The organism is Deinococcus aerius (assembly GCF_002897375.1).
GTDB lineage: Bacteria > Deinococcota > Deinococci > Deinococcales > Deinococcaceae > Deinococcus > Deinococcus aerius.
Map to the genome: position 1 here is coordinate 13248 of NZ_BFAG01000025.1, position 15184 is coordinate 28431.

The following is a 15184-nucleotide window of genomic DNA, read 5'->3' on the forward strand; positions in this document are numbered from 1 at the left end:
GGCTACGCTGGGGGATGCTACACGTCGAAGCGCCCGGAGAAGAGGTTGAACTTCGCGGTCAAATAGGAGATGCGAACTCCTTGCGTGAGGTGGTACGGGAAACGGTCAAGCTGTGGCGCAAGCACCACCTGAGCTACGACCAGACCAAGCACGTCGTCGAGGACGTGAGGCGAGCCCTGGGGCTCGCCGCTCCCAAGGAACGCAGGCGCACGGTGGACCGCCTCGACCGCGAGGAGGTCGAGCGGCTGACCGAGGCGGCCTACCGCCGGGCCAGCGGGTACGGGCTGATGGTCAAAACACTGTTCTACACGGGCGCCCGCGTGTCCGAATTCATCAACATCCGCGTGACGGACCTGCATCTGGCCCTGGACCCGCCTCAGGTCTACATCGCCCACGCGAAGGGCGGCAGCGACGGGTATGTGCCGATCCTGCCCGCCCTGGCCCAGGAACTGCGGACCCATCTCGCGGGGCGCCGGACGGGGTATCTGTTCGAGAGCAACCGGCATGATGGGTACACGGCGCGGGCCATCCAGCTCATCGTGAAGGACACAGCGCGCCGGGCCGGGATCGAAAAGATGGTGACACCCCATCGCCTGCGCGCCAGCGTGGCGACCATCCTGCTGGACGCGGGAATGCCGCTGGATCAGGTGCAGAAGTTCCTGCGCCACAAGCGCATCACGACCACCCAGATTTACGCTCAAACCAGCGCCCGGAACATGGGCGAGAGCTACGTCCGAGCGCTGAGCGGTCGTCAGTAGCCCGAAAAGAGCGGCTAGGCCTCTCTTTTCTCCTTAGCGTAGTAGGATTCGTCAATCTTGTCGTAGCCCCAACGACACGCCGGGGGGGGCGACTCCCCTCAGTTCCGGCGACCTGAGGACCAACCTCAGCGCGTCGGGCGACCCCGACTGGTTCAGCTTCACCCTGAGCGACTACGCCGAGGTCAACCTGAAGCTGCGCTACCTGGACAGCCTGGGGGCCGTGCTGAGCACCTTCCAGGGCACCAAGCCCCTCGCGCCCCCGCAGGGCAGCGCCACCTGGGGCGACAACGGCCGGACGGTGAACTGGACGCTGCTGCCCCCCGGCACCTACCGCACGCGCATTACGCCAGCGGGGGACCTGCACTCGCCGCCGCGCCGCAGGCCCAACCTGTACGACCTGGGCCTCACGGTCACGAACAAGGGGCTGGGACCCGACGCCTTCGAGGTGAACGACACGCTGAACACCGCCGCGCCCCTCGCCCCCGAGGCCTACACCACGCGGCCCGCCACCCTGCACGTCGCGGCCGACGTGGACCACTACCGCTTCACGGTCAGCGGGCAAAGCGCGGGGGACGCCCCCTTCGGGAAATTCTTCCGCTTCCGGGTCGCGTCCTCGGACGAGCCGGTCGCCGCTCAGCTCTTCCGGCAGGTGGGGTCCGGCTGGACCGAGGTGCCGCTGGATGGAACGGCCCAGGACGGCTTCGGCGTGCCCGGGGACGGCACCTACGCGGTGCGCGTGAAGGGCACCCGGCGCACCCGCTACTGGTTCAGTGCCGGGTACGCCGTCAAGAAGCCCCAGCAGCCCTCCCTCGAACTCATCCCCGAACTCGTCGCCCTCCTGCCCCAGAGGGACCCGGGCCCCTTCACCGTACTCGGCGACCTGCACTGGGGCGTGTTCGTCCGCGAGCACGAGCGGTACGCGGCGCTCGACGTGGTCGGCGGGGGCCTGCATGCCGCGCTCCTCGACCGCACCGGGAGGGTCGTGGCCGAGGGCCGGGCGCTCAGCGAGGCGCGGGAGGCGACCGAGCGGCTGCCCCTCACCACCCTCACGCCCGGAGAGCCCTACTTCCTGCGGCTGGAACGCCGGGACCTGCCGCCCGCGGACGTGGAGAACGCCCTGCGGCCCGCCCTGAGCTTCAGCCTGAACTGGCAGCCCTGACCCCGATCAGGAAGGAGTCGTCCCCATGCGCCCGAACCTGTACCGCCCCCTGCCCGCCCTGGTCCTCGCGTCGCTGAGCGCCGCCGCCCAGCCCAGCCCGGTCCACCCCTGCGCCCTGCTCACCGCCGCCGAGGCGAGCGCCGCGCTGGGCGAGAGCGTGACCCCGCCCTCCGAGTGGCACACCCGCTACCCCACCCCGGAGCTCGGGCAGTTCGGGGCCTCCGGGACGGAGAAGTACCTGATCTCCAGTTGCGCGTTCCAGGGCCGCAGCGGCCCCGGCCGCCTGGTCCTGATCGAGCTGCGCCAGCTTGAGGCGGGCACGAATTCCACCTGGCGGCCACAGACCCTGTGGGCCGACTGGAAGCGCAGCCGGAAGAAGGTCGCGGGGAGCGGCTTCCAGAATGTCAAGGGCGCGGGCACCGACGCCTTCCTGGTCCCCGGCGAGGCCTTCGCCTACTCCCCGAAGCGGGCCGGGATGCTCGTGCGGGTGCTGCTCACCCGGCCCGGCGGCGCGTCCCCGCAGGTCCTCTCCCGCCTGCTGCGCGCGGCCACGGCCCGCCTGCCGTAGATCGGCGGGGAGATTCACCACCCCGCCGGAACCCGGACAACAAACGGCAGACTCGCAACCATGGAGTCAGACCGGGGTGGTGAGCTGGGTTTTCACACTAATTGACATTAGTGTAATCCAGTGAGGAGGGGGCTTGGGGCGTGGCACCCCCGCCACTCCACCAGGGCGACGCTCCAACCGCAGTCGCTGCAAATGTCGGCTGGAATCGCGGCCCTCAGGACCCGTTGGACAGCAAGAAGCCCACGCTTCAATCCTCAAATGACGGCTGTAACGACGTAGGAGCCGCTGCGGGTCGTCTTGTCCTGGTTTCAATCCTCAGCCGCCTTAAATGACGGCTGTAACCATGTCACGGTGGCGGCGGTGGGTCTTCACCCACTTGTTTCAATCCTCAGCCGCCTTAAATGACGGCTGTAACCTCCAGCGCGTGCCGGGTGGGTTCCAGGCTGGAGAGGTTTCAATCCTCAGCCGCCTTAAATGACGGCTGTAACGCCATGAAGTGGACGTGGGCGAGGCGGGCGGTCAGGTTTCAATCCTCAGCCGCCTTAAATGACGGCTGTAACGCCTGGCGGTCCAGCTCGGCGCGGGAGTTCGCCAGGTTTCAATCCTCAGCCGCCTTAAATGACGGCTGTAACCCACGAGCGCCGAGGTGGACGCGGAGGTGAGGCGCCGGTTTCAATCCTCAGCCGCCTTAAATGACGGCTGTAACGTGTACCGGCGGGCGCTGGAGACCATCCGGGCGCTGTTTCAATCCTCAGCCGCCTTAAATGACGGCTGTAACGGCAGGGGAAGCCTCCGCACAGCACGTCAACTCCGGGTTTCAATCCTCAGCCGCCTTAAATGACGGCTGTAACCCCGGGTCTGGGTCGCCGCCGCGCGGGTCACCAGGTTTCAATCCTCAGCCGCCTTAAATGACGGCTGTAACGGTTCCGCTTTTCAAACGTTCCTAAACGCCGTTCTCTCGCCAAGTTGCGCCGACCCCATCACTGGCGTTGGTTTGCGGCCCAGGCCTTCGTCCCCCAGCGCATCCCAGCCGCACTCCGGCAAGCGCGCGAACCCCCCTCCTCCTGTGCATACCGTGGGGTTCGCGCGGGGCTCACAGGATCAGGGGGGCGCTGAGGTCCCGGTATTGATCGCGGCCGAAGGCGTCGACGAACTTCTCGCGGGGCTGGCGCAGGCGGTAGATGCGGACGCTGTCCTCGGTGGGGTCCATGACGTTCAGGAGCTGTTCGCGCAGGGCGAGCAGTTGCACCTCGGTCACGCTGACCTCGAAGACGCTGTTCTGCACGCGCTGGCCGTGGGCAACGCAGATCTTGGCGACCCGGCGCAGGCGCTTGCGCCCAGCACTGGTCTCGGTGCTCACGTCATAGGTGATCAGGAGGTCGATCATGGGACTTTAGCGGTGGAGGTACGGTGGGTAGTGGGGGCGGTCACCGCGCAGGTGTTGGGCGAGGAGGCGGGCCTGGACGTGCGGGATCAGGCCGATGGGCGTCTTGCGCCCCGTGATGGGGTGGTAGACTTCCTCCCCCTTGCGCTCCTGGAGATGCTTGAGGATGGTCCGGCGCCCGTCCTCGGTGAGGGTGACGGTGCGGCCCTCGTGCAGGATGAAGTCGCGCGGGGTGAGCTGCTGGCGGTTGATGAGGGTGACCACGGCCCGGTCGGCAACGACGGGGCGCAGCTCCTCCATCAGGTCAAGGGCGAGGCTCTGGCGACCGGGACGCAGGGCGTGGAGAAAGCCAATCTGCGGGTCGAGGCCGACCGCCTGGCAGGCACTGGCGCACTCGCCCGCCAGCAGGGTGTACACGTAGTTGAGAACGGCGTTGATGGGGTCGCGGGCGGGCCTGCGGGTGCGTTCGCCCAGCCAGAAGAAGTCCCGGTTCGCGCGCAGCATCAAGCTGAACACCTCGAAGTAGCTGCGGGCGGCGGTGCCCTCGATGCCGCGCACCTCGTCCACCGTCTCGGCGAGGGGGAGGACGGCGATCTGCGCGTTGATGTCCCGGGCGGCCTGGCGCAGGGCGGGGGCGTCCTCCCCGGCGGCCTCGCGGGCCGAGCGCAGCAGGGTCGTCTTCTGGTTCTGGAGCTTGCCCGCCGCGATGAACCGGGCCACGGCGAGGGTGCGGGCCGCGTCGCAGGTGCAGGCGTGCTGGGCCACGCGCAACAGGACGTTGCCGCTCACGGGCGTCTCGCTGCGGGCGGTGAACTGGCCCCACTCGGTCAGCCAGGTGACGGGCTTGTGACTACGGCCCAGTTTCTGAATCAGGTATGGGCTGAGGAGCACGTTCCCGAACACCACGATGCCGTCAAGGTGGTGCAGGGGGAGCCGGGTCTTGAACTCACCGTCCACGTCCACGCGCACGTTGTCGTTCTCCAGGCGCAGGTAACTGCCCTGCGTCTGCACATACAGGGTATTCAGCAGGTGCCTCATGGGATGGGCCTCGTCTCGAAGGGGTCGTACCCGGCGGGGAAGTCGCGCGGGGCGAAGGGCTCGCACTCGTCGTAGAGGCTGCAAAGCTGGCAGCGGTCATCGGCGGCGGGCTCGGGCAGCCTGCGTGAGCGCAGCAGTTCGCGGATCCCGTCGCGGGCGGCAAGGACGGCGGCGCGCAGTTCCGGCGTGAAGGTCACCTCGCGCCGTTTGCGGCTGGCAACGTGGTAGATGTAGCCGCCTGGGATGCTCCCGCTGAACATCTCCTCCAGGCAGAGGGCCTGGGCGCAGAGCTGGACCTCGTCCGCGAGCCTGGATTTGGCCCGCCCGGACTTGTACTCGACGGGGCGGGGGGAGCCGTCCGGCAGCAGCTCGACCACATCAGCTACGCCGAAGAGGCCGTGTTCACGGGACACCAGGGGCAGGGCGCGCAGGGTCCTCACGCCGTCGCGCTCCTCACTGCCCCCGCCGTGCGCCCGCTCGTGCTGACCCCGGCCACGCGCCGTCTGCTCGTTCTCGGTCCAGACCTGCTCGATGTGGATCAGCGCGTACTGGCGCGGGCAGAACACGAAATGCTGGAGGGCGGAGAGGGGAATAGGGTCGTCCATAACACCTCCCGAAACAGCAAAGAGGCCGAGCGGTGGGGCTCGGCCTGGCAGAAATTTAACCTTCGGTCAGAACCGTCAGGGTGACGCCCGAGAAGTCTGGAAGCGCGCCCTCCTGTGGACGCTCTACGGCGTACTCGTCAAAGCTGCGGGGTGCTTTCCCCTCCCCAAGAGCAGGCACGTTCACCAGCTTGAACAACTTGTGGGCTGGAGCCTTCCCCAGCGCATTGTCATGACTGAATACGTAGAGGCCGCGCACGGCCATCTCACCCCGGCTGGCGCTTCGGTCGAGGTTGAAGAGGTTGACCAGCGCCTCCCAGAACAGCCGCAGGTCGTCCTCGGTGACTCCCGTTCCACCTTCTTCGCGGGAGCGGCCGAGCAGCGGATTGAAGAAGCCGTGAGCACGGTAGAGACCGTAGGGCAACACGCTCTTACGCCCTATTTCCGTCGTACCTGTCTCCATGCGTTCCTCGGTGGTGCGGGCCTGACGGGTAATGGTGATATCCAGGGGCAGCACCCGGTCGATGCTTCGCGCGAAAGTGATCTGTACGGGACCACGCACCTGACCAGCGTTGACTTTGCCCGTGGACAATACGGCCCCAAAGAGGCGGATGTCGTAGTAGCTACCCATCATGGTATTGCGAACGTCCTTGTTCGCCACCTTGTTGTTGGTCTTGCCCTCGGACTCACCCTGAGCCTTCTCGATTAGGGTGTTGAGGGCCACACGACTTTGGATAAACATCGGCGTACCATGTGCAAGCTGTAAATAGTCCCGCACCTTTCGCTTTATGGCAACATCTGTCACAAAGCCCAGTTGGGTTTCGGGGTCAGTACGAGGAGCATTGGCGGCATCCGGGTCGCCGTTGGGATTGCCATTGGTGACATCAAACAGCAGGACAAACTCATGGCGAACGGCAGGATTGCTGATGTTGGCAATTTTCTGTTCAGTGTTCATTCTGCAACTCCTTCAGTGTTGGCCTCTGCCTGCTCATCGGCTTTCTTGTCGGCTTCGCTCCAGTTGGCGCGGATATCACCCCGCTGGTGCCAGTACCCCAGCCCGAAGTTGCCCTGCCCCTGCATATCGAGCGAGGCGGGATAGCCACCCTGAGCTACAATCTGCGCAATCAGCGTTTCCATCTGAATGTTCAGGTTCTTCCCTGCCCTGGGCAGGTGCGCCACCGTCGCCAACTTCACGAGGCGTGGGAAAATGCCTTGCGGCGCGGTAGACGCTGTGCCGAAGCTGCGCTGCGCCGTCGTAGTCTTCAGGCGCTTGCCTCCCTGGTGGTAGGTGTAGACCTGCTGCGCCTCCTCCAGCACGGCGAGCAAGCGTCCACAGAGGTAGGCGGGGTTGTCCTCCAGCTTCTCCAGACCCGTCATGAATTCGTCTCCTTTCGTTTCCAGTTGCCAGTGATAAAGGGCCAGCTTGAGCGCCGCCGCCAGAGCGTGCAGGTGGCGTTGCCGTTCCCATTCGGCCAGTTGCTTGTCCTGCTGACCCTTGACGGTCAGGGTTCGGAACCGCTGCACGGCGAGGGCCAGCAGCTCCTGCGGTGGCGGTGTGCCCTGGTAGGCTGTGCGGATGAGATCACGGGTGAGGTTGGCGTTCTTGGTATCCATCGCCTCCATCAGCGCATTGATGGAGTGAGGCTGACCGGCATGTCCCCAGGCGTTGTTAACCGTCGTTCCGTTGAGGTAGTCCCGGACGTGAGAGACAACCTGCCCGAGGTCCCGGTAAAGCCACTCGCGCAGGGCGGTGCGACCTACGTTCGGGCTGAAGACGGCTAGCGCAAACTTCGTCCCGTCGATGGTGGTCACGTGCGCCTGAGCTTGTCCCTGGACGTTCAACAGGCGCGACAGTTGCGAAAGGCGGGCTTCGGGCTTGGGCTGGTCGCTGCCCTTCTTCGCGCCCTTAGTTCGCTTGGCAGGCTTGGGCGCCTCTTCGCCCGTATCATCACCGAGTTCGTCCGGTTCCTGTGCCGCGGGTTTCAGGATGTCGCCGAGCGCCCCCTCGAAGTTGCCGAAGGAGCCTAGTGCGGAGACCCAATCAAAGGCAGAGGCAGTTTGCTTCGCGTCCTTAGGAACATCGATCCAGAAGAGGGCCACCTGATTTCGCAGGCTCTCCAGTTGCACCTTGCCCGCGCTCTTGTCCATCACGATGATACGGCGGTGTTCCTTGCTTCCCGACAGGGCGTTGAAGACCCGCGAGGCTGTATCCGCACACTCGTAGCAGAGGTTGTTGTGCCCGTCTGTCCCAGAGCGGCCCGACACGAACGCACTCTTGTTCAGCGAATGCAGCGGCCCCGGCTTGCTGATGAGCTTGACTCCGACTGGAATACGCCCGATCAGTGGTTTGACCAGACCGCAAACGGAACACTCACCCGTAACCACCTGTTTGTCCCCATCACGCACGGCGATGCGCTCCTGTGCCTCTGCCACCCAGAAGGCTTTGGCATCGGGGTGCTGAAAGAGGCGTTGGCCTTGCAATGATCCGTCAAGGAGTTCAAAGGTCACCCAGTCTTTGGCTGAAATCTCCTTGTAGCGCGCGTCCTGTTCTATCCAGCCCTCGGTGATTGCAGTTTGAACACGCCGAATGGCCTCACGCAGTTCCGGCCCGATTTGGGGAGCCTCCTGCATCCGCTCCAGCAGGGCTATGAAGCTGGCATGTTTCTCAGCAGCGCGGTCATCTGTTTTGCCTTTATCATCGCGGCTGATGCCCAGCACATAACTCGCCTCGTCCGCGAGCGGGTGCGGGTCTACACCACTTGTGCGCCCCGTGTAGGGCCGCGACCATCGCAACCCTTCCAGGTTAGCCTCGGAAAGACGAGCGCCGTCCGGGCCAAGTTCCACCACCCAGCGAATCGGCTGCGAGTAGTTGTAAAACCCCGTTGGCGGCAGCAGTTTGCTGAACTCCTCGTCCTTGGCGTGCTCCACAAGGGCGTCAAGCATGGCGGCCCTCCAGACGGTCCAGTTTCCCGTAGCCCAGCAGAGCAGGGGCGGGCGGGTCGTCCTGCGGGACCTCGATCCAACCGTTTTTTAGCTCGGCGTGGAAGTACACTGCCTCCATATAACCGTCCGTCAACGCCCACTTTTTGCCGTCATGCCGCTTGAATTGCAGTTCTTTACGCGCCTTGCTGGGAACGAAGGCGAGGTCGAGCAGCACCGTGCCGAAGTCCTGGTTGAGCGATGTATCCGGTTGTTCGTCCGGCGTGGCGGGTTCAAACTCAGCCCAGAACTCGCGCGTCCCCAGATAAGGTTGGTGGCGGCACTGTCCGCTTCGCGCCCGCCGATTGAAACACTCCGTGTGCTTTACCAGCAGGTTCACGCCGTTTGCCTGCGCCTCTGCGTGGGGCTGGACGTGAATGTCGGCATGGATCAGATACTCCACATCCTTGAGGATCAGGCTGGAACGCTGCTGCCGGTCGTCCTCAACGTAGATCGGCGTTTTTCCCTGCCGGTTGCCCAACTCGTTCCGCAGCACCGTGGTCGGCGTCCCCAGCTTCACCACCCCGATGCGCCGAATGCGGTACTTGAACTCCGGCTTCCAGTAGATGGCCTCCAGCACGCCACGCATGGCACTTGGCGTCGGGACGCCGTAAGAGACGCGCTCAACTTTAAACTCCGGCCTGGAGAACAGGGCATAGTCGCCCCGCACCCGCAGGCACACCGACGGGTCTTTCATACCGACCTCCGAGAACAGCTTACTTCAGAATTCTACTTCATGTGAGTTCTTGCCCGAGTCATGTGCCATAAAGTGGGAAAAGGAGGTGGAATCACGCTCAGGCTGCTATCAGTCATTACCTTCGTGTGCCTCGGCTGCGTTGTCGCCCTTACGGGCTGGCATCTGTGGACCGGGCGGGAACCCAGCGCCGCCCTGCTGGCCCTTCTGGGGTCACTTATCGGGGCTATCATTGGTAAAGCCGTCATCGGGAGGAGCACCGAAGTTTCTCGTGGCAGCGAGGCAACCCCTTCTGGGGTTGAGGATCGAAACATGTGAGTTCTGGCCCCAGCCAGGACCGAGGGGAAGGGACCACCGTGATCTCTTCCCCTCATACAATGTTTTCCCCGTACTTGTACTGGATTAGGTCGGCAGGGTCCCGATCAATCGGCAGCCCCACGAGATCGTCATACTTGTCCTTCCTTTCCCAGAGATAGACGTTCTCCTCCAGCTCGCGCAGCATTCCTTGGCCGCGAAGTTTCTTCGCCTCGTGGCTATAGATGTTGACGATGTAAGGCTGGAGCGCTCGCCAACCCCTGCGCGTGGGGAACTCCTGCCATTTCCGCAGGTGCCCCGCGTAGTCGCCGTAAGGCACAATGACGCTCACGGTGTCGTTGTCGATCAGGCGGTAAGTGTCGGCCACCTGTCTGAACTCCAACTGACCCCGGAGTGACTGAACCCCTTTCTCATCGGGTTCTACGTCCCGGTACAGCAACTCGAAGTAGTCGCGGAGGATGTCCGTGCCGTTCAGTTCCTCCGCGATGTCACGAGTTTCTACGAGGCGGCGGGCCTTTTCGATGCCCTTCTGATACGGCCCTTTCGGAGCCTTGCCACTTTCAGTCTGGAAGATGATGACCTGCCCCGTGTCTTTGCCGTTGCGGTTGCAGCGGCCCGCCGCCTGAATGATGCGGTCGAGTGGGGCGAGGGCGCGATACACGACGGGGAAATCGAGATCAACCCCCGCTTCCACGACCTGCGTGCTAATGAGTCGGATGTCCTGCCCTTTGTCCAAACGCTCCTCCACTTCCGCAAGAACCTTGCGACGGTGGGCACCACACATCAATGTGCTGAGGTGACGGATGTTGGAAACCTCCGCCTCCTGCATGGCGCGGATGAGGGCCAGCGCGTCTCTGCGGGTGTTCAGGATGGTCAGAACCTGCGGCCTCTCCTTCAACTCGGCGGCTAGGTCGGGCCACAACACCGCCTCGGGGTAGTTGGGGTGCTTGTCATAGTCCACCCGTTTGAGCTGCTGGAAGTGCTCAGCGTACTGGGGAACGATTTGGGTCTGCTCAATCCCCTTGAACGAGTCCGTGTAAGCGTCCATCTCGAAAGCGGGTTGGGTTGCCGTGCAGAGCACCACGCTGACGCCGTAGTCGTCCACCAGGGTCCGAAGGACATCGAGGGTCGGCGCCCGCAGGTCGGGGGGCAATGTCTGCACCTCGTCCAGCACGATGACGCTCCGGGCCAAGCGGTGGAGCTTGCGAATCTTGCTGGTCTTCCGTGCCAGCAGCGACTCGAAGAGTTGAACGAAGGTCGTGCAGATTAACGGAACGTCCCAGTTCTCAGTGGCAAGTTGCAGTCTTAGAGTGGCCAGGTCCTGCCGCTCCTGTTTATTGTCCGGCGGCTGGATTGCGCTGTGGTGCTCCAGAACGGCATCCGCTCCTAGCACGTCCCGGTAAACCTTGGCGTTCTGATCGATGATGCTGGTGTAGGGAATCGCCACGACGACCCGCCGCAGGCCGTTCTCTGTAGCGTGCTTGAGTGCGAAGGCGAGGCCGCTGAGCGTCTTCCCGCCACCCGTCGGCACGGTGAGGCGGTAGAGGCCCGGTTTCCCGCTCGCCGTCTTCAGGCACTCCTCGTAAACCTCGTCGCGCACCTGCCGGACGTGGGGCGCCGGCACCTTGCCTTCCCGCATCTGCTTTTCAAGAAGACGTTCGCGGCCTCCCCCGAAGCGGCTCCAGAGTTGCTCTACCGTCAGCGGCTGTTCTCTTGCCTCGGGACGCTCCTGACCGAAATGCCGCTCCGTGTCCAGAAAATCGGCATCCACGAGGGCGGAAGTGACCATCCGGGTGAAGAACTCCTGGCGGAAGGCGTCGGAGGGGACCTGTTCGGGGGGGGACGGCACCTGGAGCCCAAAGGTTGGGATGGCTTCGGCGATGGTTTTCAGCCATCTCCCACGCTCGGACTCACTGAGAATCTTCTGCTCTCCCTCGCTGTCATCTTCAAGGCCAGCGTGGTGCCCCAGCACAGGCAGGATGAATGTGGACCGCTGAGGATGCTGGGAAAGCAGGTTTTGGAGATGAGCCGCGCCCCAAATGGCATGGGGTGGACCCTTACGCCCCAATTCTTTGCCCTCTTCCTCCGCTTGCTTTGCGTCCCGCAGGTACTGCTGAAAGTCAGGATTGTACTTCCCGAGGTCGTGCCACAGCCCCAGCATGTAGGCGAGATTCCCAGCCCCAAACGCCTCCGCGTACCCCTTGGCACGCGCCGCCGTATCCAGTAGATGCCGCCTCAAATCGTGAGGTTTGCCGTTACTGCCCTTGCTTGGGGTATGCGCCCAGAACTCCTCAGTCCACTCCACTGCGTTCCTCCACTTTTTCCTTCAGCGTCTGCCACCGGGGATTCTCCCGGCTGGGGCTGTGCCCCATGAACACCGGGCTCAAGCGGCGCCCCCCGTCGGGAACCCCATCGGCTCGGCCTCGGCGTTCTCGGCGGCCAGGCGCAGTTCGCGTTGCCAGTAGGCGCGCAGTTCGGGCGGGCCGAGGACCTGCACGCGCGGCCCCCAACTGAGAATCCAGGCGAGGACCTCGCGCGGGAGGCCGCTGGCGTCCACGGGCGCCTCCAGCGAGGTGTCGATGGTGCCGTCGGGGTTGAGGAACGGCTCGCTGAGGTGCGCGTAGCCGCCCTCCAGGATGCGGTAGGCCGCGTCGTGGCGAAAGCGCAGGTGGACGGTCATCGTGGGGTTGCCCTGCGAGCCCACCACCCCCCAGGCGCCGTGCAGGAACTCGGTGGGGTCGAAGGACTCGGGAATGGTGTACTGCTGCTCGTGCAGCACCTGCAGCGCCCTCATGCGCGAAAGTTTGAAGGTGCGGACGGCGTGGTGGTACGTCGTCTCGCGCCCGATGAGGTACAGGTCGAGATTGGCGGGGTGCGCCTCGATGAGGTAGATCTCGATGATGTTCGTGCGGCGCTGGCCGCTGCCGCCGGGCTTGACGTACTCGAAGCGCAGGGGGTGGCCGCCCGTCCAGGCGGCGCAGGCGTGTTCCAGGTTGATGTCCTCGCGCGAGCGCCGCTTGCCGAGGTCCCCCATGCCCCGGCCCACCACCCCCTGCACCCGCTCGGGCAGCCAGGACGTGAGCTGGTGCAGCGCCGCCTGGTGGTGCAGGCGGTGGCCCGGCGCGCGGTGGTACATCAGCCGGGCCGCCGAATGCAGGGCGAGGAGGGTGACGGGGTGCAGGGTCGTGCGGTGCGTCCGCAGGGTGTAACGCGGCGGGCGGCCGGGGAGGCGCTGGAAGTCGTCGGGCTCCAGGCGTTCGAGGTCGAGCAGGTCGCGCTGGAGGGCCCGCTCGATGCCCGCCCAGCCCTCGCCGCCCACGCTCGCCGCGGGAAAGAGCTTGCTCGCCAGGTCGCGGACGGTCAGGTGCCCCTCGCGCAGCAGCCGCGCGATGCGGAAGAGTCGTTCGGCCTTGCCGAGGTCTGCCGGTGCCATGCCCCCAGGGTGCAATCCGGGTGTCGCGGGGTTGTCGCGGGTTTTTCCTCGCGCGTCACTCAGCCCGTTTCCATGAGTGGGGCCTTGTCAACCCGCCAGTCGTTCACCCAGCGGTCGGTTCGGCCCTCGCAGAAGAGGTCGGCGCGCTCGGGGGGCGGGAGGTGGAGGCGCCACTCGACCTCAGCCGAGAGGCCGATCATGCCCCCCTCCGTGACCACGGATTCAGGCCAGCCCAGCACCTCGCGCAGGGCGCCGACCGCGCGGCTGAGTTCCTTGCGGCGCGCGTTCTCGTCGCGGCCGGGGAGGTCGAGGGCGTCCTGCACGCGCTCGCGGCTCAGGCGCCCCCCCTCCGAGACGAGGAGGACGAGCAGAGTAGCCTCGGGCCGGTTGGGACGGAGGGGCAGGGTCTCGCCGTGCAGGGTCACGGTGACGGGGCCCTCCGCGTTCACCCGGGCGACCGGGGGCGGCGGCGCGAGGGGCAGCACGTCCACCAGGGCGAAGAGGGCCGGGAAGAGGCGGGCCATCTCCCCTACCCAGACGGGGCGCATGTCCAGGGCGAGCAGGGCGGCGCGGGCGGCTTCGAGGTCACCCTGACGGCGCGACAGCTCCGCGCGCACGACCTCGGCGAGGCGGCGGTCGTCCCGGGTCAGGTTCCCCGCGCGGCCCAGGGCCTCCCGCGCCCCGGCCTCGTCGCCGAGCAGGAGGCGGACGGCGGCCACGTGCGCGAAGACCGGGTGACTTCCGGCGTCCGGGTCGAGCATCCCCGCCTGGCCCGCCGCGTCGTACAGGACAGCGAGCGCCTCGTCGGGCCTGCCCCAGAGGGTGAGGGTGTGGGCCTCGCCGAGCAGGGCGGTCACCCGGTCGTCCACCGTGAGGGCGAGGCGGGCCGCCTCCCGGAAGGCCCAACGGGCGCGGGGATACTCGCCGTAGGCGCGGTAGACGCCGCCCAGGCCCTGCTGAACGGCCATGCGGTGCTGCCCAGCGCCGTCCCTGCCCGCCACCTTTCGCGCCTGCCCCAGCGCGCGTTCGGCCCCGCGCAGGTCGCCCAGGCGCAGGCAGGTGATCCCCAGGTTGGAGCCCGCGAAGGCCTGGCCCCAGGCGTCCCCGGCGAACTCCACGGTGGCCTGCGCGAACTCGGGGCGGGCGGCCACGTCCTCCTCGCGCCAGCTCAGGGCCACCGCGTAGTCCAGCCGCACGAGGGCGCGGTCACGGCCCCGGGCTCTTCGCAGCGCGTCCGCGTACGCCTCCCGCCAGCCCGGCGAGCCCAGGCGAGTCAGGGCTTGGGCGCGGAAGCGGGCGGCAACGGCGGGGTCCGGCCCCTCCAGCCCTGCCCGCGCGAGCGTGATCGCCTCCGCGAGGCGGCCCTCGGCACAGGCGAGGAAGGCGGCGAAGGCTTCGAGGCCAGGAGTGCCCGCCGCCAGCAGGTCCCGCATCAGGGGCACGTCGCCCGCCCGGTAGGCGGCCCACGCAAGTGCCCGCCGCCAGCCGGGCTCTGGCCACGCCTCGCGCGGCACCTCGCGGGCCACGCGGCCGAGCAGGGCGCCGTCCTCCCGCGAACGGACCCCCTGGGCTCCCGTCAGGAGGTTCAGTCGCGCGGGCTCCCAGGCCCCCACGGCGAGCAGGTGGCGGAGGTGGGCCGCCAGTTCGGGCGCCTTCACTGGAAAACGCCTCCGCGGGTGCCGTTCGCCTCTTCCCCTCCAGCCTTCACCTCCCCATTGTAGAAGTTGGCGAAGAGCCGCGCACCCTTCGCCAACCCGGATGAAGTTCCCCGCTATCCGCCGATGGGCCAGATTACGGTGTCGAGGGGCGCGTTTCCTGCCCCTCCCCCCTTCACCGGCAGCGCGGACGCTCCACCCAGCACCAGCAGCAGGCTCAACAGCACTTTTCGCATGCAATCCCCCAGACCCAGAAGCGGAAAACCCGTTCTGGAACGACGTGAACACGACCTTCGCGTTCTGGGGCAGAGCATGGGGAGCCAGCCCGACACTGGCTGTCGGGAAGAAAAAGGGGCGCGAACCCCCCGCCCCAAGGAAGTCAGGGGAGGTTCGCGCGGTGGGAAAAAGGCGGTGGGAACGTGTGGGGACCGCCGGGACACCCGCCTGAAGTCGTCAAAAAGAGGGGCCCTATGGGCGTTCGCGCAGAGCTATTTGAAACTTGCGGCTGCAACGGAAAAAAGGCACACTACTGTTGCAGCCTGCCTTCGGGTGGGCTGAGGATTGAAACCTGGGTCTGGTTCTGGATGATCCGCTCGCTC

General features: G+C 65.9%; 12 protein-coding genes and 1 CRISPR repeat array. Of the genes, 3 read left to right on the plus strand and 9 right to left on the minus strand.

The features are described 5' to 3' along the window. Window positions 1-89 precede the first annotated feature (89 nt). The 3 genes from DAERI_RS21275 to DAERI_RS21285 all read left to right on the plus strand — a co-directional run bounded on the left by DAERI_RS21275 (window position 90) and on the right by DAERI_RS21285 (window position 2485). The gene (locus DAERI_RS21275) at window positions 90-758 is read left to right on the plus strand and encodes a tyrosine-type recombinase/integrase (protein WP_235610502.1); all 669 of its coding nucleotides are present in this window, start codon (window positions 90-92) and stop codon (window positions 756-758) included. Window positions 759-978: 220 nt separating this feature from the next. Next, on the plus strand, window positions 979-1917 hold the full coding sequence (locus DAERI_RS21280) for a hypothetical protein (RefSeq protein WP_103131453.1): 939 nt from the start codon (window positions 979-981) through the stop codon (window positions 1915-1917). A gap of 25 nt (window positions 1918-1942) precedes the next feature. Beyond that, complete coding sequence (locus tag DAERI_RS21285) at window positions 1943-2485, plus strand: hypothetical protein (RefSeq protein ID WP_103131454.1); 543 nt, start codon at window positions 1943-1945, stop codon at window positions 2483-2485. 305 nt (window positions 2486-2790) lie between these two features. Next, window positions 2791-3407: direct repeats of the CRISPR family, unit length 37 nt; unit sequence GTTTCAATCCTCAGCCGCCTTAAATGACGGCTGTAAC. Between the two features lie 171 nt (window positions 3408-3578). On the opposite strand, the gene cas2 is transcribed toward DAERI_RS21285, so the two are convergent. From cas2 to DAERI_RS21330, 9 genes are all read right to left on the minus strand, one after another. Then, a complete protein-coding gene (gene cas2, locus DAERI_RS21290; protein WP_103131455.1) occupies window positions 3579-3872 on the minus strand; it encodes a CRISPR-associated endonuclease Cas2 in 294 nt (97 codons plus the stop codon). Between the two features lie 6 nt (window positions 3873-3878). Then, the gene (cas1c, locus tag DAERI_RS21295; protein WP_103131456.1) at window positions 3879-4907 is read right to left on the minus strand and encodes a type I-C CRISPR-associated endonuclease Cas1c; all 1029 of its coding nucleotides are present in this window, start codon (window positions 4905-4907) and stop codon (window positions 3879-3881) included. Continuing rightward, complete coding sequence (gene cas4, locus DAERI_RS21300; RefSeq protein ID WP_103131457.1) at window positions 4904-5512, minus strand: CRISPR-associated protein Cas4; 609 nt, start codon at window positions 5510-5512, stop codon at window positions 4904-4906. Before cas4 ends, cas1c begins: the two co-directional genes overlap by 4 nt. Window positions 5513-5567: 55 nt before the next feature. Beyond that, the gene (gene cas7c / locus DAERI_RS21305) at window positions 5568-6464 is read right to left on the minus strand and encodes a type I-C CRISPR-associated protein Cas7/Csd2 (protein ID WP_165794328.1); all 897 of its coding nucleotides are present in this window, start codon (window positions 6462-6464) and stop codon (window positions 5568-5570) included. Further along, on the minus strand, window positions 6461-8452 hold the full coding sequence (locus tag DAERI_RS21310; RefSeq protein WP_103131458.1) for a type I-C CRISPR-associated protein Cas8c/Csd1: 1992 nt from the start codon (window positions 8450-8452) through the stop codon (window positions 6461-6463). The genes cas7c and DAERI_RS21310 overlap by 4 nt, the downstream gene beginning before the upstream one ends. Next, on the minus strand, window positions 8445-9185 hold the full coding sequence (gene cas5c, locus DAERI_RS21315) for a type I-C CRISPR-associated protein Cas5c (protein WP_103131459.1): 741 nt from the start codon (window positions 9183-9185) through the stop codon (window positions 8445-8447). Before cas5c ends, DAERI_RS21310 begins: the two co-directional genes overlap by 8 nt. Window positions 9186-9552: 367 nt before the next feature. Beyond that, complete coding sequence (locus tag DAERI_RS21320) at window positions 9553-11802, minus strand: CRISPR-associated helicase/endonuclease Cas3 (protein ID WP_103131460.1); 2250 nt, start codon at window positions 11800-11802, stop codon at window positions 9553-9555. Between the two features lie 78 nt (window positions 11803-11880). Beyond that, on the minus strand, window positions 11881-12930 hold the full coding sequence (locus DAERI_RS21325) for a helix-turn-helix transcriptional regulator (protein WP_103131461.1): 1050 nt from the start codon (window positions 12928-12930) through the stop codon (window positions 11881-11883). A gap of 59 nt (window positions 12931-12989) precedes the next feature. Further along, a complete protein-coding gene (locus tag DAERI_RS21330; RefSeq protein WP_103131462.1) occupies window positions 12990-14588 on the minus strand; it encodes a tetratricopeptide repeat protein in 1599 nt (532 codons plus the stop codon). Between the last annotated feature and the right edge of the window lie 596 nt (window positions 14589-15184).

What these genes read in the sequence shown, in the direction of transcription:
- cas2 (WP_103131455.1), bottom strand. Translation starts at nt 3,872, where the DNA reads ATGATCGACCTCCTGATCACCTATGACGTGAGCACCGAGACCAGTGCT.
- DAERI_RS21325 (WP_103131461.1), bottom strand. Translation starts at nt 12,930, where the DNA reads ATGGCACCGGCAGACCTCGGCAAGGCCGAACGACTCTTCCGCATCGCG.
- cas1c (WP_103131456.1), bottom strand. Translation starts at nt 4,907, where the DNA reads ATGAGGCACCTGCTGAATACCCTGTATGTGCAGACGCAGGGCAGTTAC.
- cas7c (WP_165794328.1), bottom strand. Translation starts at nt 6,464, where the DNA reads ATGAACACTGAACAGAAAATTGCCAACATCAGCAATCCTGCCGTTCGC.
- DAERI_RS21285 (WP_103131454.1), top strand. Translation starts at nt 1,943, where the DNA reads ATGCGCCCGAACCTGTACCGCCCCCTGCCCGCCCTGGTCCTCGCGTCG.
- DAERI_RS21310 (WP_103131458.1), bottom strand. Translation starts at nt 8,452, where the DNA reads ATGCTTGACGCCCTTGTGGAGCACGCCAAGGACGAGGAGTTCAGCAAA.
- cas5c (WP_103131459.1), bottom strand. Translation starts at nt 9,185, where the DNA reads ATGAAAGACCCGTCGGTGTGCCTGCGGGTGCGGGGCGACTATGCCCTG.
- cas4 (WP_103131457.1), bottom strand. Translation starts at nt 5,512, where the DNA reads ATGGACGACCCTATTCCCCTCTCCGCCCTCCAGCATTTCGTGTTCTGC.